The organism is Paenibacillus sp. FSL K6-1122, from assembly GCF_037977015.1.
Classification (GTDB): domain Bacteria; phylum Bacillota; class Bacilli; order Paenibacillales; family Paenibacillaceae; genus Paenibacillus; species Paenibacillus amylolyticus.
Window position 1 is genome coordinate 5,333,686 of the sequence record NZ_CP150272.1, and the last position, 24,154, is coordinate 5,357,839.

The following is a 24,154-nucleotide window of genomic DNA, read 5'->3' on the forward strand; positions in this document are numbered from 1 at the left end:
GATATGGCAAAAACAGCATTACCTACGCTATTAAATGTCGTGCGTATTTTATTGAGTGTGAAACTGATCTACGTGATTGTGTCCTTTATCGTGTTCCTCATTGACTTCAACCAGAACATGGAGGCCTATCTGGGTTTCTTACGTAAAGGAGATGATCTGGCTTACGCCTCTGGCGTAATCTTAGCCAGAATGTTGTTTATCATCGGTCCCAGCCTGCTCGCTGTTATATTCATCACCAAAAGAAAGTTCAAGCTCACCGTGACGTTTCTGAGTCTGGCGCTATTCGTTTCCATTCCAAATGAGAGTAACCTGTTCACCCTGATTCATCTCTTTGCCCTGCTTATCGTGCTCTTGCATCGTCCAAGCAAGTTGTATCTGAAACGAAAGGATACCCCCGTCAATGAAGCCGTAGTTGAACCGAAGAATTAATTCGAAAAGGGGATCACATGATATTGAAGTCCAGATAAACGGTGGAGCGCATAAGATATGATGTCATAATAAAAAAACAAGGACGTTCCTTAGTATTAAAGGAAGGTCCTTGTTTAATGTGACTCATTATACAAAGTGATTGTGAGATTTACAATTACAGTGCAGCTTGATAAATTTGTACTACATCTTCACGCTGCAAATTTTTGAAGAATCCGAACGGACCAAATCGCATAGCTTTATCAGCCATTACATCAATCTGACTGTCGTCGATGTCATAGTCCGCCAGACGGCTAGGGGCACCAATCGAAGTCCAGAATGTACGCAGCGCTTCAATGCCTTCTTCAGCAACTTGTTTGTCCGACTTTCCAGTAGGATTAATATCAAATACATTAATGGCCATACGTTTGAATCGATCTACATCCACATCCAGATTATGCTTCATCCAGTGTGGGAAGAGGATTGCAAGGCCACCCCCATGCGGAATGTCGTACACAGCCGAAACGGCATGTTCTATATTGTGAGAAGCCCAATCTCCGGCAAGACCCATATTCAGGACATCGTTAAGCGCCATTGTTCCGCAGTAGAGAATGGTTTCGCGCAGTTCATAGTTTTCTGGATCTTTAATCAGACGAGGGGCCGTATCAATGACGGTACGAAGAATCGTCTCACAGAATCCAAGCTGAACTGGTGTATTCGTATCCAGATGGAAATAATGTTCAAACACATGAGACATCATGTCCACCATGCCGTATACAGTCTGATCCAGTGGTACGGTGTATGTGTACTCCGGATCAAGAATGGAGAACGCCGGGAAAGAATACTCGCTGAACCATGCCCATTTTTCCTGCGTGTCCTGATTGGTTATTACTGAACCGTTGTTCATCTCGGAGCCTGTCGCTGCCATCGTTAGAATTGTACCCAGTGGAAGGCCGCCTTCTGGGGTTGCTTCGCGCACAACAACATCCCACATGTCTCCATCGTATTTGGCTCCTACTGCGATGGCTTTCCCGCAGTCAAGTACACTGCCGCCGCCAACCGCAAGAACCAGATCAATGTTATGTGTTCTGCATAGTTCTACACCCTTATGAACCGTAGACAGACGCGGGTTCGGTTCTACACCAGCCAGTTCCGTAACCTCTGCTCCGATCTCATTCAACTGGCTGATTACCTGATCGTACAGCCCGCTACGTTTGATGCTTCCACCACCATATACAAGCAAAATACGCTTTCCGTATTTTGGAACTTCGGTTTGTAGTGCTTGAAGTTGCCCTTTGCCAAAAATCAGCCGGGTCGGATTATAAAACTGAAAAGATCTCATAACGTATGTTCCTCCAAAGAAATCTGAAATTTTGTGCATCCACCATTATAGTTCTCTTTATTCGTAAAAACAAATACAGGCAAGAAGGAGATAATAGATGAGTATGGAGTCTGTCATGGCTAAACACTGTTTTCCTGAACAAAAAAAGCTCCTGCCAGCAAAGTGGCAGGAGCTTACATCACAGGGATTCAATATAACCATCGCATGCTTCCATAACATGCATGGTCTACATCCCCTCAGATATTAATAATTCGGTACTTAGGTTCTACCCCAGATCGGCAATCCGCTGTCCAATACGCGGAAACAGCCCGAAGGCATTCTCATAGAAGACTTTATCATGATGCTGTTCCGGTACAAGTCGACGGACAAATTCGGCATACAGATCGATGGGCGCAAGCGGCCAGTCGGTGCCAAACAGCATTTTCTCGTAATGATCCGAATAGACCAAGGCCCGGCGGAAATGATCCATGAACAAAGGCTCGTTCATGAACCGTTCAAAATGGGGCCGATCCCCCACCACAAGACCAGACAAATCCGCATACACATTAGGATTCTTCGCCACCACTTCAGCTGCATCCATCACCCAAGGATCACCCAGATGACAGATCATGAAGTTCACACCGCGCTGTTGCAAGGCTAATTCATCCACCGTCAACGGATGCGAATATTTGAGCAACCCATTCATGGAGTACGTGTCACCCGTATGAATCACCACAGGCAAGTTATACTTGGCTGCGAGTTCATAGACCGGGGTATAGATTTTGTCGTACACATAGTGATGATAGTATCCAGCATAGAGTTTGATTCCGGCTACCTCAGGGGATTGCAGTCTCGCTTCAATCCGGTCCAGTTCGTCCTGAGCGTTTTTACCGTCTAGCGCATTGGGATTGATCCCCACGCATTCCATTAGGAATGAGGGAACCTTCTCTTCCAGATCAAGTCCCATCGGGTTAGGGGAACTGGAATCCGGGAACGCTCCCTTCGTCTGCTCCGTAACCCCCATTCCGATACCCATAATGACGTCGTTTTTATCAAACTCCGCTTTAAGACCAGCGGCAGAGTAATCCACTTTAGACAGATCAATCGCTGTTCGGTGAAAGCTGTCGATGTCCGACAGGTGAATATGAATATCAATGATCGGCATGTGAAGCCTCCTTTTCATCGGTAGAAGTTGCAAAATTAAGTTTGAGAAGGTCCTGCACATCCGGTGAACTTAGCGGGATTGGTCCCAGAACCAGATACGTCGGCTCCGTCCAGACCGTCTCCCCCTGCTGGAGTGTCAGATGATGATGAACATTCAGACCCGTCACCTGATTATTGGCAAACCCCCATGCACTCTGATTCGGGTAACGATGTACCGCATGCAGCATGTTTTCACGCGAAACCGATCCTACTCGCAAAAGGTCTTCAAGTGGAAGGCCCAAATCCACCTTGCCTAGCGGGAATCGATCTTTACCCGATTGTTCTATCCAACCTTCCGCAAAGACAGATGAAGGCCGGAGGAAACGTTCCTCCGCAAGCGAGTAATCCGTCAGCGTCAGGCCGCTTTCGTTTGTCACGGCAAGTAGCGTGCAGAGTACAGGGACACCCGGCAGCATCAGATAATGCTGGTGGATCGTGATCCCACGATTCGCTTCATGCTTCTCAATCCGGGTAGTCAGCTTTATACCCTTCCAGACGTTGCCGTATTGATCCTTCTGCTCTGTCCAGGAAGCGGCTCTTTGTTCCAACTGGCGGCTGAAACCATTCATGCCTGGAACCCCGACACCCAGCCCGCCATACCACGGATTCCACCACGAGCGTGGAGCCGGTTCAGGGTACGAGCTATCCAGCCATTCTTCTCCTGCATATTGCAGGGAATGTACTACACTCCCGAATACAGGAGCAACAGCGATCGACAACACTCCATTGTCTACAGTGTACAAAGGTCCAGCAGAACCTTCTTCAATCTTCTGCTTCACCTCTGTTCCGCTCTGCGGGAACCAAAGGGCAGTTCGCTCCTGAATCCGATCTTCGCCCCGGTATAGCCCACGAACTTTCCAACCACTCACGTGCTGGTCTCGGTCCGCTTCGTCTGGTGAAAATGTCAGCTTGGCGGAGTTTAGGTTCTGCTCCGGATTGAATTCCTTAGCATTGGCCATAACCTCCGGTTTGCCACCCTCCTGCACATACAGCTCCAGCTTGCCCGCAAGCGGAACCAGTTTGTGTTCAGTCAACGTTGCTTGCAGCACGTCCGGGGCAAATGGATTCCCCTCACTCAGTGTCAGATCCAGATGGCTGTCCAGCAACGGAATGACAGGGTTACGCTGCTTCCGTGCAAACGCACGGAAATCCGACCATTTGGCAAACGTGTTCAGGGCATATACAGTTGCCTTGGTCCGCACAACGGCTCCTGCGGGAATACGGCCAAGGTCATGCTGAAACCCCAGCGTGTATTCCGGGCGAAGCAGCTTCAGAGAAGGGTCCCAATAGATACCGCTGGCACCATACTCTTCTTTGCAGAACAGCCAGTTCTCCGTAATCTGTGAGCTATTCCAATGGCTCGGATCGCCAGCGTAAGAATCCCCCATATCCACAAAACGACCTTGGTAAGGAAGGATTAACCTGCTACCATAGAACCCAAAGTTATTCATTAGATACAGGTCCTCTTCCCAGGCAGTATCTCTTGTATTTTCGACTTCGTGGTGAAATTCGGCAACTCCATTCGCAGACAGCTTGACCACAGACTTGATCTGCAAGCCAGGGAAATCCTCCGAGTCATACAGTGCTTCAAGAACCTGACGTTCCCCTTCGGGATAAATATTCACTTCTTTTGCTTGTTTCTTGGATAACTCTTCGGCAAACGGCTTACCCAGCTTCGGATAAGTCCACCAGAACGAATGACGGGAGCCCGGGTATTCAATCCACATGTTATTATCTTGCTTGTTCATATGGAGCGAGAATGCGCCGTTAACAGCCACCCATTGATCCTCAATCTGCCCGCCATATTTCCCTTCGATTCCCTTCATCAGTACAGAAAGTTTGCTTGTAAAAGAGATCGCATGGTTCCCCACTGGGACAGCCGTCACTTCTACTTCTTGGGAATAGAGACCATATGAACGCAAGGTGAAAGGCACTGGCACAGACATCTTACCTTTGGCAGGCACCGTAAAGCGCACCGAACGCTCCGCCCATTCCAGGAATTCATCCTCTGGCAGGTCCAAGCTGAACTCCGTTTCGGCATCCACATTATTTTCCACGTTCAGAACCAACTCCGCCGGGATGCCTGGATAGAGTTCCTTCACAGGCAAGATGGTCTTGATCTTGGCCGGGAATTTCGGGGCAATACCTAACCTGAACTCCGCTTTCTTACCGCCAATCAACCATGTGCTGACAACCACGGGATGAGTCTTATTGTTATTCTGTTCCTCTGTAATTGGATCAAGGTGAAACTGACCTTCCACGATGATGGTTTCTCCCGGAGCGACTGCTTGTGCAATGTCCAGCGCAAATCGAATGTTTTTGTTATCCTCACCCTTGATCTCAACCGCCAGTTCGGACGCAGAATTGTTCTTAATGCGATAGCGAACCTTATAGCTGGAACCGAATACCAGATCATGATCATCGACTTCTGTTGAGATTTCGTAATCTGGTGTTTCGAGGGCAGTCAGCCCGCGACCCGACTTTTCAAATTCAGCCCGCAGGGAGACATCTCCCTTTTTCCACGTGTAGTCAAAGAAATCAAAACCACGTTCCCGTCGGCCATCTGGCTCGGTGACAAGTTCACGGGTGCTGTCTGCATACCAATCCAACTCCTCGAAATAAGGAGCAAGTGCTTCGGTCTGCAAAATGGTAGGGATGAAATTCATCAGATGCACATTATCGTCTTTTTTCTCCCAGAAGAATCCACATTTTTTGTACATCGGTACAGCCTTTGTATTTCCTGCCCATGTGAACAGATCCAGGCGGGGCCATCCAGCCTCCACGGTCTTGCGCACAGCATTCAGGATCAGGTTGCGTCCAACCTTATAACCGTGATAGTCGGGGCGCACGTTAAGCAGCGGTACATATAGCGCTCTCTCGTCATAGCGGTAATGAGCAAAACTACAGAAGCCAACAACCTCTTTCTCATGAACAGCTAGAAATGCATAAAGATTGGACGAACTCTCCATCTCCCGGCGAACTGTTTCCTCTGTTCTAAGGTTGGTGCCGCCACCCCAGCTTTCATTACTACGGTTCCACATATCCGCGAGTGCGGCAGCGTAAGAGGGATCGTATTCAATAATATGGATTTGATCAATAATCGAAGTTATAGTCATGTTCTGATCTCCTTATCTTTATCTATAGGATGGTCTTTGTGAACTTTCGATATGGCCTTTGCCCGATAGCCGCAGAGATAATACAGGCCATGTTTGAAGAAGCTAGCGATAGTCTTATCATACTATAAATGGAAGCATTTTCAGAGAATTAAAAATCTTTCTTTCCAACTTATATGTGCCTTTCGGAAGCTCTTGTTAGAAGCGTCAAGGATGGACGAATCTATTTAGGCATGAAAGAAAAAATCCACGTCTTTTAGTTAGACGTGGATTTAGGAATATGATCAGCTACTAATTTTCAATTATGCCAATATAGAACGGACATTGCGTAGAACTGATTTCATAAATTCAGAGGTTGGTTCGGCATGCCCCGCAATTTGGATACGTCGTTGCCGCACATCAAGACTCTTCAACTGATCCGTCAAAACAACACCTGAAAATGGCAGCTCTTCTGGTAGTGTAACTTCAAAAGGATAATCCTTGGCTTGGCTCGTTATGGGACATACAACGGCAAAACCCGTTATTTCATTGAATTCAAGTTCCGATAGAACAATAGCCGGTCGTCTCCCGGTTTGCTCGTGACCCTCTTGAGGATCAAAGTCAAGCCATATCAGATCGCCTCGTTTGGGAATAATCAAAGTAACTCGTTCCCTTCAGTACCAAAGTCTATTTCTTCATGTCTTGTATCCTGTTTCACTTTAGAGAGCAAAGTCTTTAGATGGCTACGTAGTTCCTCATTGGACTCTACAGGCTTGGTTTTTGGACGCAACAACAATTCATTATCTTCTGTCACCAAAATCTCGATTTCCGAGCCTTCTTCCAGATTAAGACGCTTAAGCAATTGGTTAGGAATGCGAATTGCACTGCTATTTCCCCATTTGCTAAGTGTGGCTGTAGTCATGGCAATCCCACGCCTTTCGTTTGATTGATGCTCCAATTATACCTCACCTCCTTACAGTTGTATATCTATATGATATACATGAAACAATAAAAGGATACATTGTATACAACCATAAAATAATGATTGTACAGCCTATGATTATGAATAGATATACCATTGGTATAAAGCAAAATAAGCATATAAAAAAACCTCATTTGGTCGAAACGAGGTTTCACAGTCAGATCATCCCCAACAATGAAAAACAGCTGTAAGCCTTAGACGAAAAAATGAAGTCCAGACTGCCCCTGTTTTATGGAGCTATAGTCCCTCGGTAGCTTACCCTTGTATAATGTGCCTTGATCTCGACTGCCAGTTCGGACGCAGAAGTGTTCTTAATGCGATAGCGAACCTTATAGCTGGAACCGAAAACCAGATCTTGATCATCGACCTCTGTAGAGATTTCGTAATCCGGTGTTTCGAGGGCAGTCAGCCCGCGACCCGACTTTTCAAATTCAGCCCGCAGGGAGACATCTCCCTTTTTCCACGTATAGTCAAAGAAATCAAAACCACAACTCCCGTCGGCCATCCGGCCTCCACGGTCTTGCGCACAGCAGCGTAAGAGGGGGCGTATTCAATAATATGGATCTGGTCGATAATCGAAGTTTCGGTCATGTTCTGATCTCCTTCTCTTTATGTACAGGATGGTGAAGAAGCTAGTGATAGTCTTATCATACTATAATTGGAAGCATTTTCAGATGATTATATCATTGCCTGGTATCCACTTCTGTATGAAGTGTCAATGAATCCATGCCTTATGTACGGGTAAACATATTGCCGCAGTGTGTCCTGAAATGGACTTTCATGTGAACTTTGACAAGCTCTATTCGCTATTGTTACTCTTTGTATAGGAGTGTTTCTTTTATATATAAAAAAGATAGATTCATGGAGGGAAAGCATGACAGAATGGATCACGCAATTTATACTCTTTTTTAAAGATTTGTCATACTCAGGTCTGGTCATTGCCTTATCGTTTGAATTCGTACCCGCTGAACTTGTACTGCCCATGGCGGGATATTGGGTGTATCTTGGGGATATGAAGCTGTGGCTGGCTATTCTGGCTGGTACCGTAGGTGGTACGTTTGGACCTCTGACGTTATATGCCCTGGGACGATACGGTGGCAGACCGATGGTCGAAAAATTCGGCAAGTATTTCTTGATTCGCCCCCACCATCTGGACGCTTCCGATAAGTTCTTCGAGAAATATGGCAGCGGGGTAGCTTTCTATGGACGTTTTGTACCCGGCATTCGGACCGTGATCTCCATCCCTTGTGGTATGGCGAAGATGAATGTGTTTAAATTCAGTATCTTTACATTCTTGGCCATGCTTCCGATCACATCATTGTACATTTACTTAGGCTTCAAATTAGGCTCTCAATGGGAGCATGTGGATGAAATTGTTAAGCCTTATATCGTTCCGGCAGCGTTGGTTTTCTTAGGCGCCTTTGGATTGTACGTGCTTTTGAAACGTTGGAAAAGAAGAACGGCTTTGAACAAGTCATAGGTTTGTTAAGTAAGGAAAAGAGATGCGCAGATTGATGTTTTTTTTGAAATAAGTCGTATGCTAAAATTCATCTGATTATATGTAAGACCCCACTCGATCCTAAGGATCAGTGGGGTTTTATCGGTTTAATGACTATCTAACTAATAAGATACTGATAGAAAAATTAATTTCTATTTTAAGTCCCTTTTAGAATTGTTTTTAAGTCTTTTATAGACTGACTTGATAGCTCATAAGCATAATTACTGTCAGATTCCATTACGACCATACCGACACTCTTATCAAAATCGATGTATAGATCAAAAATTTTGATATCATTGCTACTGTAATTAACAACTATTTTTTCGTCTGTTTTCCCTACATCAATAACCTTCTTGTTCTTTTGAGCAGATTCTAAAATATTTAGAATTTGATTAACAGTGTCTCTTTGAGTGATTTTGATTACATTTCCTTCCTTATGATATTCTATCTCTGCCACAACATCGTCATTGTTTTTTTGATTACAAGCTACAATGATAAGGGGACATAAACAAATTAAAAACAATAATACTATCCTTTTCATTTTGCATTTCCTTCCTTGTTCATAAAAAAACTCTTTTCCCACTCTAATGTTTAAGTGAGAAAAGAGCCATTAAAAATTATTTATTGCTTTGGTTTATAAGTATTTAAATCAGTTCCTGTCGTCTTTTCAAATACACATACAACACTACGCCAGATGCCGCACAGATCACCGCACATAAACCGATGAATCCATATCCCGCTTGAAGTCCGCGCAGCAGTCCCAACTGAGTCGTTGAACCGTACAGATTCTTCACACCCTCAATCACCCAGCCAATCACATAGTTACCGATAACACTACCAACCCCCATCAAGGTAACCGTGAATGTAATCGCGGTGTCACTGCCATTCGGATATCTGCGTGCGATAAACGCCATAACTGTTGGATAGATCATCGCTATTCCCGCGCCAGATATCGCAAAGAAAATCGCAAGTCGCTCTCCCCCTGCAAGCGCCACGAACGTACATACTCCCGAGAAAGCTGAGAACATAATCAGTGACAATACAAATCCGATCCGGTCCGTCAATGGTCCAAGCAGCAGTCGTCCCAGCGAGAACGTGAGGAAGAACGCAGATAATAACCCGGAAGCTTTGACCGTGTCCCACGTGTAGGCTTTTTCCAGGAAATTAACCAGCCAACCTCCAACCGCCAGCTCCGATACCACGCCAAAAGAAAGAATGAGCACCATCAGCCAAAGGGCAGGATCACGTGTTAACGTCCTCAGTGAAGTCCGATCTTCATGAGGAAGATCATCCCCCGGAAATTTGCTGCGCAGCGCCGCAATGATCGGCAGCAGACAGAGTGATAACATCACCAGATACATGCCGCGCCAGTCCAGTTCGTGACCAAACACTTTCAAGGACATGACACCCGTCGCCAGTAAAGGCGCCACCGTTGAACTCAGCCCATAGAAGAAATGGGACAAGTTCATCATCGTACCTGTGTTTTTCACAAAAATCCGTGCACCCAGAATCGCCAAAGCAATCTCCAGCATGCCGTTACCGATGTACATGAAGAAGTACGATGAAGCAAAGAGTGGATAGGTATGAGACACATAAATGAACACACCCGAGAGGATCATCGATGCAAACGATATGATGCTAACCGCCTTGATGCCCCATTTGCGAACCAGAATAGCCGTGAAAGAGCACGCGATCAGGTACCCCAATGCATTCAGGGACAATAACGTCCCGAGCTGTTTCTCATCCAGATTGAAGTCGAATTGAATGCGCGGAATGGCCGGCCCCTTAATATTTTCCGATATCCCGAATACGATAAATCCCAGAAAGATCGTTGCCAGTTGCATAGCGTAGAGCTTGTTGAACTTTCGTTTGTTCCCTTGTGTACCAGCTTGCTGATTCAAAATAAGTTCCTCCAGTGTGTTCAGGAAAATGATTGCACGTTATAACTACGATTGCAGTACCATCTTCCGACCGCTGTTATCCCTGTATTTTTTTGATTTGTTCCTAAAGGTGAAAATACAGTGATAAAGGCGTTCTTCAGATTGGTTCTGCCCTCTACGTTATCGTGTCAATGATTTGTACATTTGAAATAGGAAACATGGTTAAGCTTTATTCCTAAAAATAGAATACTCGTAAAAGCTCCTTTTTCCTTTACCATTGCTTCTCAATTACCTGAATACGGTAGGTCAGGCTCTCCAGGGTCACCGCGACCAGCCCCGTGACATATTCGCGACGAGTGTCTCTTTGGATGATCAACTCCGGCATATGCTCCAGTGGAATCATTCGATCCAGACAACCTTGCATCAGGTCATCCCTCATAGCAGGGTCCGTCGTATCCCCAGTGACTACAATCGTAGCGGGGTTAATGATCGCGATGATGGATACAAGCGTCTGTACGATGAGCTCCTGCAAACCCTCTGTCGTTTTCAACATGCGCAGTTGCTCTTCTCGTGACACGCCAAAAGGTAAAAAGGACACCTCGCCCCCAAATTGCGTATTCCCTGTCAGCGGACGACCATCAATGATAAAACCTGCACCCGGAAAATGGTTCTCCGGAAAAGTCACCACCGCAAAGTTCTTCTCTTCCTCAAATTGCTGCTGGTTGTACAGACCGTAAACGGTCAGGTTCATGTCGTTGCCAATGACCACTTCCACGTCTTCATATTGCTCCTTGAGCCTTGGCCCGAGTGGCTGATACATCAGCTCCGGTACATCGCAAATGCCAATAACGCCGTTGAGCGCCACCCCAGGTATGCCGATACCAATCGCCTGCACATTGTGGTGTTGTTCGATCAGGTTTGCAATTAGATCCTCTACCACCGGGACATTAATCTCATCCAAAAAGAGTGTCTGTTCGTCCGCCATCTCTCCGTTCAGATTGGCATATGTATGTGTAATCGAGTGAATGCCACCCTCCGTTCGAATAATCAGACAGAGCACACTCGCGTAGTCAGCATTAAACTGGTACCGACTCGCTGGTCTTCCCCCGCTCGATTCGTCTGGACCCAGATCGATAATCTCACCCGTCTGAAGCAACTCATTCAGGATCGTGCCGCATGTCGCCACGCTGAGTTTGGTCAGGTTCGCAATCGAAGCCTTCGTGCCTACTCCCATGGATCGGAGCGTGTTCTTCACCAGTTCGACATTAATGCGCTTCACCTGTTGGGTGTTGTGTGATGTAGGTAACATGGTTAGTTATATGCCTCCTTTCGTTCATTTCGAACCATTCAATGAAAGTTTTTAAAAGTATTTTAATAATTGAAGTTTAGGGGGATTTGTGGGGAAAGTCAATGCTTAATTGGGAGCAAAAATCGTTTTGACGGGAAGGTAAAAAGAAAGTGCAAGATCATCTTGTATGATCCTGCGCTGTCCTTTTGTTAAGGTGATTTTATGTAGACTGGCTCATTTGATTTGCCAAGATGCTCTTCTCCAGTCGAACTTCAAATAACTTTCGGTTCAGATCCTGTTCCATGGCATGAAGGTGATACGCTGCTTGTTTCACGGTATCCATCTCTAGCACACCTGCCTGCTTTGCGATGATGTCCATGGCGTCTAATATGAGTTTGTTACATGTGACCAGTTGGTTAACGTAGTCGTCTTCCTGTTCAATGTGTTGTGCGTACTGTGAACTCAGGTCTTCGCTGTTGGTACTTGTCATGTCACCACTCCTTTGTTAAGGAGAGGGTAACATCTCACTAGAAAAGATGTGGTACGTGAGAACGTACCATTGTATTCCTACTCACATCATTGTTTATTAAAAGTAATCATCTATTTGACTGAATTTATAGTAATTTTTAAGCTTTGCATGTGTAGCAGGTAGCATCAAGATTTTTGTGTAAATGAAAACTTTGACGTTGCCAGAAGCAAATGCGGCTTTATAAAGTATTATTATTTTAGATTTCCAACATAAAACAATCATTAATTCAATTTTTTATATACATATTTGAAACATTTCAATAAATTCCACTGTCTAATTATTGAAAAGAACATAAATTTTGATTGGAGGTTAGCTTTATGAATAAAAAATTAGTTTTTTCAACAGTCATACTCTCTTTAATGACAGGTGGAATGATTTACTCAGGTACACTTGATCAAAGGAATTCAGGGACAGTCGTTAATGGGGATGCTCAGACTTCAGGACCTATTAATATTCAAGAAACGAATGAAAAGAAAACCTTCAGAGGTCAACTAGAGGTATTTCCCTTCGAGGATGGGGTTAAACAAGCCGATTTAATTGTCAAAGTAGTATTACGTGAAAACCTTGGTGAACTTACCGAACCTGTCCCTAAAAGTATATTTAATGCTCAAATTCTAAGTACTCAAAAAAGTGACCCTACACTAGTATCAGAAACTATTAGTATCATGCAACAAGGTAATAATGAAGTCTTGTTTAATGATAATCCGTTATTCCAAGAAAATGAAGAATATATTCTATTCTTGAAAAAAGCTGTTGGTTCTGTGGCAAAAGAATATCCAAACCTTTATTGGATACTGGGTGAAGAGACTAATATGTATAAAAATATTAGAAATAACAATGTTGAAAAATTAGGTTATATTGACAAAGAACTTTATGATATTGAGAATAACCATACTTTAAATCTCAATGAAACGACTAACACCCAAGTGCTCAACGAAGAAGAATTCATTAAGAAAATAGAATCAGTAACTAAGTAGTTATTAACAATGAGAAAGAAATGGGGTATAGATTATGAGAAAATTCCTAGTAAAATTGTCAGTATCATCTCTTCTTTTATCAACTCTTGTTCCTATAAATGCATATGCACATAAGTCTCCTAATACTTGTCACCAGAATGGAGAATCTTCTGGATACTCTGTTGATTGTAACAATCATCAAGGTTCTTCAAATTTCACTTATAATCTCCAAAATGTTGACTCAACATACGCTGGATATGTCAGTAACGGAGCCTCAAGGTGGGATACTACTGGTGTAGTTAATATTACAAAAACTAATACTGAGTCTACTAACGGAAGAGTTATTAAATACGCTGATCCGAACACGAGTACCATTGCTTACTTTGGTAATTATTATTCTGACGTTAACGGAAATTTATATGCTTGGACTCTAGGAATGAACACATCAATTATGTCTTCTAGGACAGTTGCCAAAAATCCCTAAGCAGCCTTGGTTCAATATTCGACTGAACTATGGATGCTTAATTTTTCTTGTATTCGAGTCCGACAAAATAAATAATATCCACTTGGCTACAACTTAGATAGCATATTTGTTACATTATTATTGGCATTCCCTCCCCCATTTGACACCCACCCTCAAAAAGGTCTATCCTAATAACGAACCAACCATTCACTATTAAGGAGTCGTTCCCGATGGTGCAAGCCAAGAAAGACGAAGTCAGGAAAGAGATTGAATACGCAGCGCTCAAGGTCTTTTTTGAAAAAGGCTATGTGGATGCCAAGATGAGCGATATCGCGGATGAGATCAATATTTCCGTGGGCAATATCTATACTTATTTTAAGAATAAGAAAGAATTATTCTACGCCGTTGTGCCGCCGGATCTCGTGGATTATCTAAAAAATGTGCTGGTGGAGACGATCCACTTTGATAATCAGACCTTGTTCGAGGAAACGGATAGCGAGCGAAAGTCGGCACTGTTGCAGGAACAGGTGGATGTATTACGAAAATACCGGAATCAGATTGTCATTATCTTTGAAAAGAATAAAGGCACCATCTACACCAACGCCAAGAATGAGCTTGTTGAGCTGATGATCGAAACCAAGAAGGCCTATCTGAAGAATCAATATAAACGATATGAGATCGGCACCGAGGAGAACCTGATCTTGCTGAACATTCTCGCGCACAACGTGATTGATATGAACCTGGATCTATTGAAGCGAGAGATGAGTGAGGACAGCCGGAAGCAAATCTTTGAGGCGTTGTATGTATACAGACTGTACGGTATGAAGAGTCTCAACGAATAACGCTTCATCTCATCACTTATGCCAGGTAGACAAAGCGTGCAGATCAGATCAACTTCACTTGGTTTGCACGCAAAAAAACACTAATATTAAGTCACTCTATTTTTTTGACCCAAAAATGAATTTATAATTCATTTTTAAGTTGGATATTTACCATTTACCAAACTATTTAAGTTGAACCTACATTTACACGATAACGGAGAGGACAGAAACAACCAGAGGAAACGAAGCGTTCGCCTGAAAGCTTTCTGAAAGAAAGCTACATCGGAAGCATAAGCTATCACCGGATTTTCCCTATTAAGAGGGAATCAAAAAAATCTGGGGATAACAGCGATCCGAAGGTTGTTCTGTCATCGGAGTGGCAAGTGTACATACCCTCTTTCAACTTATATAATCCCATCCACATTCTAAGGAGGAACACAACATGAACACCGCTTACGCATTGAAAAACGTCAATCTGATCCACGGCGACTCAAGCCGCAATTTGCAAGAAAATATGACCATTCTCGTCAATGAACAAGGACTTATTCAGGATATCGGCCGAGATAACGATTTGCATATCCCAAGTCACTACACAACCATCGACCTCTCAGGAAAATACATAATGCCAGGACTGATCAATGCACACGTACACCTCTTTGCAGATGGAAAACCGTTCAGTCTCTCGGTCAGTGAAGGCTTGTTGCAGTTTGGCTATGATCGAATATTGAACACGAAGTTTGGCAGAAACGTTTTGAAAAAACGAATGAAACGCAATGCACTGACCGCACTCCATGCGGGTGTAACAACGATGCGCAGTGTGGGGGAATTCTTTTACACGGATGTCCAGCTGCGGGATGAGATTAACAACGGTGACTTTGTCGGCCCCAATCTGCTCGTCTCCGGGTTTTTCCTAAGTGTCACGGGTGGGCACGGTGCTCCATTTCTGGCTCTGGTTGGTGACTCTCCGTGGGAAGCACGAAAAAATGTACGCATTAATGTGAAACACGGCGTGGATCTGATCAAAATCTGTGTGACGGGTGGTGTGACGGATGCGAAAATAGTCGGCGAGGCTGGCCGTTTACAGATGACGGTGGACGAAGTTGCGGCGATCTGCGATGAAGCGCATAAGATTGGTTTGCGGGTGGTAGCGCATAAGATTGGTTTGCGGGTGGTAGCGCATGTGGAGAGCACGGAAGGCGTACGGGTTGCGTTACAAGGTGGCGTCGATACCATTGAGCACGGTTCGGAGATGGATGACGAAATCATTCGTTTGTACAAAAATAATCCCAATGCCTTGAATGGCTACACCGCACTCATCCCCACCCTGCAAGCCGCTTATCCCTCCGCTTCATTGGATACCAACGTAACGAAGGTAAGTGCAACAGTAAAAGAGAACTCCAGACTCGTCTACGATTCCATGCTCAAAGGCGTAAAACAAGCGATCGAAAACGACATCACCATTGGGATCGGTACCGATGCCTCCATGCCTTACGTGACTCACTATGATATGTGGAGAGAGATGGACCACTACATGAGGCAGGCCAACCTGAACAACAAACAGGTCATCGACATGGTGACTCGAACCAATGCGAAAATCCTCGGTGTTGAGGATGTTACAGGGACGGTGGATATCGGAAAAAATGCCGATCTGATTATCATGGAGCAAAATCCACTGGAACATATCGAGGCCTTGTCAGACATCTCTATGGTCATGGTCAAAGGAAATCTAATTCAAACACCATCTGTCACAAGAATCACAGAAGTCGACGATGTTCTAAACTCAGTTTGGTAAATTCAGGGGTGAAATCATGCTTGGTATATTGTTATCCTCTATGATTATTGGGTCAACGGTATTTTTACAACCTTTTGAAAAACACCCTACAAGATGGACTTTTTCAAAAAGTGTCTATCTTGTAGGGTACAATTTAGTTTTTAAAAGATGATCTGTATCTCAACTTATTAGATCATCATCAAATCAGTATTCGGTAAAGTTGTCTCATAATAGTAGTCCAATGATCTGGCAGAGCTATATTATGACTATTCCGAGTTTCCAGACCACTTCTGAACTTTCACTCGTCTTACAAATACACCTAGAACAAGTCCGGCAAGGGCTACAAACATCGTGAAGAATAATGCGTTCTGCATACCAGCGGTTAACGCCAGTGTTGCATTTCCCAGCTCCGTAGGATCAGCCACACTCTTAATAAATTCTGCGGTTCCGGTTGTCATGATACTTACTGCCATTGCAATACCGATAGCGCCTGCGATTTGTTGAAGTGTGTTCAATATAGCCGCACCATCGGGGTACATATCAGAAGGTAGCTGATTCAGACCATTTGTCTGAGCAGGCATCCATACCATCAGAATTCCGACAATTAGACAGGTATGCATGACCATAATCAAAGCAATGGACGAAGCAACCGTAATATTAGAACAGAACCATAGAGTGACTGCAACTATGATAAGACCAGGGACTACCAAAAACTTAGGTCCGAATTTGTCAAATAGTGCCCCTACGACAGGAGAAAGTACAGCTGAAATTACACTGCCTGGTAGAAGAATAAGTCCAGTCGTCAGTGCGCTTAATTCAAGAACTCGAATCATAAACATGGGAAGAATGAACATGGACGATAGAAAAACCATCATACATATGAATACCAGCAAAGTACCTATAGCAAACATAGGGTTCTGTAGAGTTCTTAAGTTCATTAGAGGTTTTTTCATGTTCAGTTGACGAATGACAAATAGGATTAATGCGATAACCCCGGCAATCAGGGGTACAATAACAACAGGGTTACTCCAACCATGATCTCCCTCTCCTGCACTACTAATACCATAAACAAGTCCACCAAAACCAATTGTCGACAAGACTAGAGAGTATATATCAATACGTGGTTTGGTTATAGGTGCTACATTTTTCATAAACGCTACGCCTGCCAACAAAGCAAGCACCAGAGCCATCAACGATACCCAGAATATCCAATTCCAGCTTAGATAATCAATTAAAAGACCTGAGATGGCTGGGCCTAAAGCAGGTCCCGCTGTGAACACAAGACTGACTAGTCCCATCGCTTTTCCGCGTTTCTCGGCTGGGAATATAATAAGAGCCGTATTAAGCATCAATGGGAATAATAGCCCTGCTCCAGCTGCTTGAAGTATCCTCCCTAATAGCAAGATATCAAAACTTCCCGCCATAGCACCAATTGCAGATCCTACGATAGACATACTGACTGATGTCAGGAAAAGTTGACGTGTTGAAAACCATTGTATCAATAGTCCAGAAAGAGGAACTAAAATTCCCAGTGTAAGTAAGTAACCACTTGTTAACCATTGAACTTTAGCTTCCGTAATCGCGAACTGATTAATAATATCACTTATAGCAATATTAATTGCCGTTTCATTAAAAGTACCTATGATACCAGCAAGCATCAATGCAAACATAATAGGGAAAACCTTAACATTTGGAACTTTTTGATTTTCAGAAATAGTACCTGATTGCAAAACCTTCACTCCTCAGTGTCTTTCAAATTTTTGATTCATGTTAGAAATTAAGTAGAACTAAATACCTCTGTCTGCATATGTTAACCAGAACTGCAATAGCAGGAAAGGCATTGTGTTTTGCTCATATATAAACCTCCTTTTGGAAAGTTATCTGATTCTCGTTCAAAATCTGCAGGAGAACTTTCAACTTTTTGATCATAACATACGCCTGTCAAGGCCCCCCCCTGAACCAAAGAGAAAGTCAACCCCCTTTTTTTTTGATTCACAAAAAAACCGCAACGATGTGCTACTTTCTTACGATATTTATTTTTTTACAATTACCTATGTTCCCAGAGATTCAGCGATGTTTAAACTTAGTCTGTCGCGTCTGACCTGAAACCAAAAAGGTGTATTCAGATAATATGAGCAAGTTGCGAAGTCAGTTATTTTGGTTTGAAGTTTCTTCAAAAAAAATTGGCGACCTCTCCCCGATTGAATTCTAGGGAAAAAGTCGCCGCTTAGTGAAAATCTTTTTAATTGTCTCTACGTGATGGGGCTATGATCAGTGATGTACTTATTTATTAGCACTTTTACGATAATTTTGCTTCTCACTCATATTTGATTTTTTGGACCTTTCTTTCGAGACTCCTTAGCTAACTCATCTTGCAAATCAAAATCTATGCGATTAAAAGGATTTACTCTAAAAGGTTCCGCCTTATCTCCAAGATCTACATCAAAGTTCGATACTTCTCTTTCAGAGATGGATTCAGTAATACATTCGGTTTGAATCTTTTTACCTAATAACATTACCAAGTTGGCTATCCATCTCATTGGAAATTTGACCTAGCAATAACAACTCCAGCGAATTGTTGATCGAGATATCGATTCTTGTAGAAATGATGCTTTAATTCAGTCCATTCCCGTTACTAGTCATTATTCTCAAAGTTTTCCCATCTATTATGAAAATATTTTCACTAATTGTAACAACTCACAGTTATTTATTCCGATCTTTCTGCTGAAGCTTCAGATATTTGCTTCAATTAAATATGCTTTATCTTTAGGATTCAATAATTCAGGCATTATGCTTTGAGAAGGCGGAATATCTTCAACAGGTTCTCCATCCAAAAATAATTCAAGTGCTTCTTTCGCCATCAATAATGCTTCATCAATTGATTCGCCACAGGTGATACATCCGGGCAGATCAGGAAATGTAACATTAATTCCATCCTCAGCAAAATTAAAAATTGCGTAGTATTGATAAGTTCGAATCATATGGGACACTCTCCTGTTATCTATACTTTTAGCAAAAACAGCAAAAAGCCTTTCGGATTATATCTGAAAGGCTTTCAACTCGTTTTAAATCTTAATTTCCCTCAAATATATTGTTATAAGATTAATCATTCAATCCTTTGCCCTCCAGGATCGGCTGCATGTACTTCTCGATTCGTGACACTTTTGTTTTGGATTGCTTCGGTTGTGAGAAATAATAGAGATATGCCCGCTGCCGTCCGGGTGTCAGTGCTTCAAATGCATCTCGGAAAGCAGGATTCTCATCGAACTGCTGCTGAAGTTCCTCAGGAACGCTATATTCGGTAGTCTTTTTCATTTCCACCTGCAATCCTGCCTGTTCCACTTCAATCGCTTGCTGGATATAGGCTCTGATCATAGCCTCCTGCTCCACAATCTGCTCCAGACTGGTGAAGCGAAGCTGGCGCTCTGCCTGTACATTCTCCGTTTGCTGGACCAAAATGCCGTGTGTATCCTTCAGCAGAGCACCTTTGAAGAACAGAATGGCCCCGTATTCTTTGAATCCATGGATTAAAACGATGTTTTTTCCATCCAGCATGTAACAAGGGTGCATCCATTTCATATCCTCTGTCAGTTCAAAATCCCGAATAATCTCTCTCAGCTTTGTGGACTCTTCCTTCCACGTTTTGAGTTTCTTTAGATAGCCGTCAACTTTGCGATTCCCACTTGTATCCGTCATGGAGAAATACCTCTCTTTATCTCATGGTTTTATAGGTTCAATTGTACTGGTTTTCAGTAGATTGTACAGCGTTGCTTACAGAGCTTTTATTGACTTTTCCACTTGAATTTAAACCTTAATAGCAACAAGGACCATCCTGTTAGATGGCCTATAATTAAAGAAAGTGATTTAAGAAGACGTATTAATTGGTTTGAATTATTTGGGATTACTTATTTATGGAGAGCAACGGACCTGATTCTAAAACCCTTTTCCCCAACTAAACAACTATTCTTTTCAATGTTTATAAAGACTCAGCAAAAAGGAACTATGTGCAAACTAACTGATGATCAACTTCAATTCTTTAAAAAGACGGACCCACAACTGTTTGATAAACTCGTAGAACAATCTGAACTCCCATCAAGTTAATTCCGGCTACGGATAAGAAATAAGACAGCCAGCTCCCAAGTACGGGGGCTGGCTGTCTTATTTAATTCTACTTGTTGATGGAACAGAAAGTCTTAAGAACCTCCAAGCACCTTATCTTCAATTACAGGCGCCGGTATTTCTTTAATCTCTACGGATTCTTCCGGAGCAAAACTCTGGATCTTCATCGGCATGGAATCCAGGTACTTGTACTCTTCGGTCTTGGTAGAGCTAGTTACAATTTCACCGTTTTTGTCTTTCTGATAAATCACACGTTTTGTCGGTAAACCCGTATTTACATCAATGGTTACAACTTCCTTGTGGAGGTTATCCTCCGAAACAGCTTTTTGCTCGTTACTCTGTGTAGCAGAACGGGATTGTGTGCCCGCTGCTTCCAGTACTGTCCAATCCTGACTCCGTAATTCTTCTTTTGCATTCTCCAAGAGCGAGATCTGTAGCAACTTCTCATTTTCAGCAGCTATGTTGTCCGGCATGGTCCAGGTATTCCCCACCAATTTCCCTGTCTCGAAATCTCGACCATACGAAGTGATTTTCTTACCACCATCTTCAACAATCAATTTATTATGAAGCTGGTTATCACGGTATTCCTCAGTGATTTCTGTCAAATTCACACGGTCCCGGTAGCGAACGATGTATGACCCGTCTTCAAACGATTCTTTAATGTAATCGACCTTACCCTGAGTCGCCTTCAGTGCTGCGCTTTCAACATCGCTTTGAGCACTAACTACAGATGGTTCATTCAAGTACATGTAGCCACTCACAGATGCAGCTACCAGTGGTATGGTGAGGATTGAAACCAATGTTTTTTTCTTCACAGGTAGACCCTCCTCTTATTTAGTGGGTATATATTCCTAACGCTTTATTCTGCTTTTTAGGTCCAGCCATTTACATATCCACTATCAAAATATCCTGTTGAGTTAGATCATGCTTGGTGATCCTGCAACCTACACGCATTTGGATACATGTAGAAGCCTTCAATTCAGCATCAAAAGATTGCATATAATAGTCAGACTGTAGCCCTTTCATTACACCAGACAAATTATTACAAGAGCTAGAATACATTGGAGTCGCTCTACTTGTTTTAAGCAACCGATGTGTAATAATAATTAAAGATCTTCCTGTCGGGATATAGAATAATACGATCGCAAATACGAATAAGACAAAATACTTACTAATTACACTGCTCAATTTTACTACAAATATTATCCAAATCCATATTTTATTCAAAACTATCTACCATATCCAACCAAAAAAATGTTACATTTTGTAATGAAATATTAAATAATATGTTCTTACGTAGATAATTCCCATAAGAAGCCCGATATGGTTTTAGTTTCATCTTTAGAGTTATGGTTCTTCAATTGAAAATCGAAAAAAAGCCGCATGATTAGCGGCTCGTCGTGCACTCTTAAATTCTCCTACGCTCACTCACTATTGGTCTGTTGATGTCAAACCGACCATTTATAACATGTACACAACGGTTACTCATGGATGTCTCACACACCCGTAATGATCGTCAGAGCTTTTTATGATTATGCATAAAGCAAAAAGGTCCATAGACAATCTATGGGCCTTTTGCTTTGGTTAACATTTATGGCTTAAGCTAATATCCAGTAGTGACTGTGTCTCATCTTCCAACATGGATGAAGCTATCATCATGAAGTCTTCAGCCCCAATCTCAAAGTGACCTTTACGAAATGGAAACCCCCAATTGCGATTCTCGCGTGTAAAACTAAGCTGGTCTAACAACGTTGCGATCTTTACTTCTCGACACGGAAGATAACGAAGATCTCGGCGAAAGGGTACAAAGGATTCCGACATCTGATATTGGTATATCCTGTCGTCGGTAATTTGACCAATAGCGGTAAAAGCCTGAAGTGGCTTGCCTGTTGATATGTCTGTGCGTGGAGAATAGTATATCAGCCAATCACCCGCGGACATCTGTCGCAACAGCGCTGACTTGCCATGGCACAGCTGCGCAAACCCTCCCTCTACGGCTACATTCACATGAGAAGCAGATACAACGCCAATCCAATATCTGCTGTCCTGATTTGGTTTCATGGATCCACCCCATTCCCTTCTCTCATTTACATTTCTAGATTCGATTTTAATCGATCCAATTGTAAAAAATGATGTCTGTAGTGCATCTCTATTAACAAAAACCACTCCTGAGCATTTAGAGCGCCAAGCCTTGGATGACGTATTTTGTTGTTTACGGACGCTTGGTGTAAAACAGATGCCGTGCTTCTCATCCGGTCCACGACCATGTGAAGCCCATCAATCAAGGACTCCATGCTCTCGGGTGGTTGCGGGGTGTACTGCGGGGAAGCAGGAACCTTAATTGGAACGGGAGGGAATTGTCCTAATTCAAACACTTGCCTACCCAGTTCTGTTTTTTCCTCCCCCGAGTTTAATGTTGAATCCCCGCTGCTCAAACACTGCTCAATATTATGCAAATGCATGAAAAGCGCTGATTGAATCAAATGTACATACATCTGTCCAATGGACCATTCCTCTTCACTTTGTTTTTTAAGTAAGCTCCCCATATCCAATTTGTTCAGTTCTGCCAAATATCGTTCTACTGCCGTTTCAAATGATGTCAATACTTCCGTTGTACTTCTCATCCTTCAACCCACTCCTCTTGATCTGTGATATATCAAAGTATAAAAAAACACTACTGACAGGTGTATGTCAGTAGTGTTTTAAGATGTTTTTGGCTACTTCCTTCATTCGGAAGCGTAAAGACTCTGGCTCCAAGACCTCGATATCTCCACCCCAACCAAGTAAATAATGCAATATTTCCTCCGGATAGCGAACACGAAAATGAAAAACAACACCCTCCTCTTGCTCCTCAAATGCATCCATATAAAAATGCAGAGCCTCCATAACTTTGTCAGTGATTTCAAGTTTAGCCCTGATTAATACTTGTTCGTTACGGTCGTCAGGAGGTCGATAACTGTTAAGATCAAAATCCGGTGGCAAAAGGAATTGATCCTCCATCACGGAAAGTTCAGTCATGCGTGACAAACGAAAATGACGGATGTCTTGTCGCATATCACAACGTGCAATTAACATCCAATTCTCCTGAACCAGTGAGAGTCCGTAGGGTGAAACCTCACGCATATTATACCGATTGCCATCCGTTCCTGGCATTTTTTTCAGATACATAAAGCTGATTTTACGTTGATCCAGAATGGCATTACGTATCTGGTTAAGGTATGTTTTCACCCGTGCTCGGGTTAAAGGTTCAACCGTATGAAGCAGTCGCATCGTTTCCCGTACACGTGTGGATTCATTACGAACGGATTCTGGTAAGATTGCTTCAATTTTTCGTTGAGCCGACTTAGCCTCCATCGCGTATTCTGTATCCATTCTCTGTTCGATAAAATCAGCTCCCATGAGCAGGGATACGGCTTCCTCTGCGGTGAAGCTTACCGGGGGCAGAAAATATCCTTCCATGAGGGAATACCCATGACCCGGAGCACCCATAATCGGAACACCAGCCTCACTTAATGCCTGAATATCTCGATATATCGTACGTACACTTGTCTCAAATTGAGCAGCTAAATCTTCTGCTCTTAACATCTTTCTTCGCTGCAATTCAAGCGTAATCGCAAGCTGCCGCTCCGTTTTGTTCATTTTCTAGCCCCCACCGTTTCATCATCCAAACCTAACTCATTCTATCACAGTAACTTGCCCTTTCGTCTCGTGAATTACAGCAATGGACCTTCTTACATGCCACCCCCGAAGAGATGAGCAACTCTTAATCCCAAAAAAACTGATACCCCAAAAGGATATCAGTTTTTCATCTACTTTATATCTGCTT

At 43.1% G+C, this 24,154-nt stretch carries 24 protein-coding genes; 6 read left to right on the forward strand and 18 right to left on the reverse strand.

Translation table 11 applies throughout. The annotated features are described in order from the left end of the window. The first annotated feature begins 3 nt into the window (after positions 1 to 3). Entirely contained in the window at positions 4 to 429 is a 426-nt protein-coding gene (locus tag NSQ20_RS23895) for a hypothetical protein (protein WP_036674350.1), read from the forward strand. 154 nt (positions 430 to 583) lie between these two features. Here NSQ20_RS23895 and NSQ20_RS23900 read toward each other — a convergent pair whose 3' ends face one another. The 6 genes from NSQ20_RS23900 to NSQ20_RS23925 form a co-directional block, all read right to left on the reverse strand. Further along, positions 584 to 1,747: an iron-containing alcohol dehydrogenase gene (locus NSQ20_RS23900; RefSeq protein ID WP_036674351.1), complete on the reverse strand. Its 1,164-nt coding sequence runs from the start codon at positions 1,745 to 1,747 to the stop codon at positions 584 to 586. Positions 1,748 to 2,012: 265 nt separating this feature from the next. Beyond that, complete coding sequence (locus tag NSQ20_RS23905; protein ID WP_076319943.1) at positions 2,013 to 2,891, reverse strand: TatD family hydrolase; 879 nt, start codon at positions 2,889 to 2,891, stop codon at positions 2,013 to 2,015. Then, a complete protein-coding gene (locus NSQ20_RS23910; RefSeq protein ID WP_340031021.1) occupies positions 2,878 to 6,045 on the reverse strand; it encodes a GNAT family N-acetyltransferase in 3,168 nt (1,055 codons plus the stop codon). The genes NSQ20_RS23905 and NSQ20_RS23910 overlap by 14 nt, the downstream gene beginning before the upstream one ends. Before the next feature lie 299 nt (positions 6,046 to 6,344). Continuing rightward, on the reverse strand, positions 6,345 to 6,680 hold the full coding sequence (locus NSQ20_RS23915; RefSeq protein WP_076329088.1) for a type II toxin-antitoxin system PemK/MazF family toxin: 336 nt from the start codon (positions 6,678 to 6,680) through the stop codon (positions 6,345 to 6,347). Then, a complete protein-coding gene (locus tag NSQ20_RS23920) occupies positions 6,677 to 6,979 on the reverse strand; it encodes an AbrB/MazE/SpoVT family DNA-binding domain-containing protein (protein WP_083677501.1) in 303 nt (100 codons plus the stop codon). The genes NSQ20_RS23915 and NSQ20_RS23920 overlap by 4 nt, the downstream gene beginning before the upstream one ends. Positions 6,980 to 7,232: 253 nt before the next feature. Continuing rightward, positions 7,233 to 7,508: a hypothetical protein gene (locus NSQ20_RS23925; protein ID WP_076329089.1), complete on the reverse strand. Its 276-nt coding sequence runs from the start codon at positions 7,506 to 7,508 to the stop codon at positions 7,233 to 7,235. Positions 7,509 to 7,877: 369 nt separating this feature from the next. Here NSQ20_RS23925 and NSQ20_RS23930 point away from each other — a divergent pair, with 369 nt between their 5' ends. Then, entirely contained in the window at positions 7,878 to 8,483 is a 606-nt protein-coding gene (locus NSQ20_RS23930; RefSeq protein WP_076329090.1) for a DedA family protein, read from the forward strand. 175 nt (positions 8,484 to 8,658) lie between these two features. Here the strand turns inward: NSQ20_RS23930 and NSQ20_RS23935 are convergent, their stop codons facing one another. The 4 genes from NSQ20_RS23935 to NSQ20_RS23950 form a co-directional block, all read right to left on the reverse strand. Next, the gene (locus tag NSQ20_RS23935) at positions 8,659 to 9,042 is read right to left on the reverse strand and encodes a hypothetical protein (RefSeq protein ID WP_076252841.1); all 384 of its coding nucleotides are present in this window, start codon (positions 9,040 to 9,042) and stop codon (positions 8,659 to 8,661) included. Between the two features lie 103 nt (positions 9,043 to 9,145). Further along, positions 9,146 to 10,345: an MFS transporter gene (locus NSQ20_RS23940; protein WP_076252987.1), complete on the reverse strand. Its 1,200-nt coding sequence runs from the start codon at positions 10,343 to 10,345 to the stop codon at positions 9,146 to 9,148. Between the two features lie 307 nt (positions 10,346 to 10,652). Then, positions 10,653 to 11,690, reverse strand: coding sequence for an ROK family protein (locus NSQ20_RS23945; RefSeq protein WP_083677502.1), 1,038 nt, complete (start codon positions 11,688 to 11,690; stop codon positions 10,653 to 10,655). Between the two features lie 199 nt (positions 11,691 to 11,889). Continuing rightward, positions 11,890 to 12,159, reverse strand: a complete 270-nt coding sequence (locus tag NSQ20_RS23950; protein ID WP_076252843.1) for a hypothetical protein — start codon at positions 12,157 to 12,159, stop codon at positions 11,890 to 11,892. A 356-nt stretch (positions 12,160 to 12,515) separates the two neighbouring features. Here NSQ20_RS23950 and NSQ20_RS23955 point away from each other — a divergent pair, with 356 nt between their 5' ends. From NSQ20_RS23955 to NSQ20_RS23970, 4 genes are all read left to right on the forward strand, one after another. Further along, positions 12,516 to 13,175 carry a hypothetical protein gene (locus tag NSQ20_RS23955; protein WP_076252844.1) on the forward strand — a complete coding sequence of 220 codons (660 nt, stop codon included), beginning with the start codon at positions 12,516 to 12,518 and terminating at the stop codon, positions 13,173 to 13,175. A 34-nt stretch (positions 13,176 to 13,209) separates the two neighbouring features. Further along, entirely contained in the window at positions 13,210 to 13,638 is a 429-nt protein-coding gene (locus NSQ20_RS23960; protein WP_143781275.1) for a hypothetical protein, read from the forward strand. A gap of 209 nt (positions 13,639 to 13,847) precedes the next feature. Beyond that, complete coding sequence (locus NSQ20_RS23965; RefSeq protein WP_076329091.1) at positions 13,848 to 14,459, forward strand: TetR/AcrR family transcriptional regulator; 612 nt, start codon at positions 13,848 to 13,850, stop codon at positions 14,457 to 14,459. A gap of 421 nt (positions 14,460 to 14,880) precedes the next feature. Next, positions 14,881 to 16,230: an amidohydrolase family protein gene (locus NSQ20_RS23970; RefSeq protein WP_339195019.1), complete on the forward strand. Its 1,350-nt coding sequence runs from the start codon at positions 14,881 to 14,883 to the stop codon at positions 16,228 to 16,230. A 245-nt stretch (positions 16,231 to 16,475) separates the two neighbouring features. Here NSQ20_RS23970 and NSQ20_RS23975 read toward each other — a convergent pair whose 3' ends face one another. The 8 genes from NSQ20_RS23975 to NSQ20_RS24010 form a co-directional block, all read right to left on the reverse strand. Beyond that, positions 16,476 to 17,879, reverse strand: coding sequence for a DHA2 family efflux MFS transporter permease subunit (locus NSQ20_RS23975; RefSeq protein WP_339200045.1), 1,404 nt, complete (start codon positions 17,877 to 17,879; stop codon positions 16,476 to 16,478). Between the two features lie 651 nt (positions 17,880 to 18,530). After that, entirely contained in the window at positions 18,531 to 18,731 is a 201-nt protein-coding gene (locus tag NSQ20_RS23980) for a hypothetical protein (protein ID WP_340031022.1), read from the reverse strand. 210 nt (positions 18,732 to 18,941) lie between these two features. Then, entirely contained in the window at positions 18,942 to 19,190 is a 249-nt protein-coding gene (locus tag NSQ20_RS23985) for a type II toxin-antitoxin system HicB family antitoxin (RefSeq protein WP_083677503.1), read from the reverse strand. A gap of 121 nt (positions 19,191 to 19,311) precedes the next feature. Beyond that, positions 19,312 to 19,905, reverse strand: a complete 594-nt coding sequence (locus tag NSQ20_RS23990) for a YdeI family protein (RefSeq protein ID WP_340031024.1) — start codon at positions 19,903 to 19,905, stop codon at positions 19,312 to 19,314. Positions 19,906 to 20,402: 497 nt separating this feature from the next. Beyond that, entirely contained in the window at positions 20,403 to 21,143 is a 741-nt protein-coding gene (locus NSQ20_RS23995) for a hypothetical protein (protein WP_340031025.1), read from the reverse strand. Between the two features lie 769 nt (positions 21,144 to 21,912). Beyond that, entirely contained in the window at positions 21,913 to 22,389 is a 477-nt protein-coding gene (locus tag NSQ20_RS24000) for an EVE domain-containing protein (protein ID WP_340031026.1), read from the reverse strand. Between the two features lie 26 nt (positions 22,390 to 22,415). Continuing rightward, positions 22,416 to 22,952, reverse strand: a complete 537-nt coding sequence (locus NSQ20_RS24005) for a DinB family protein (protein ID WP_340031027.1) — start codon at positions 22,950 to 22,952, stop codon at positions 22,416 to 22,418. Positions 22,953 to 23,019: 67 nt separating this feature from the next. Then, the gene (locus NSQ20_RS24010; protein ID WP_340031028.1) at positions 23,020 to 23,967 is read right to left on the reverse strand and encodes a YafY family protein; all 948 of its coding nucleotides are present in this window, start codon (positions 23,965 to 23,967) and stop codon (positions 23,020 to 23,022) included. Positions 23,968 to 24,154 lie beyond the last annotated feature (187 nt).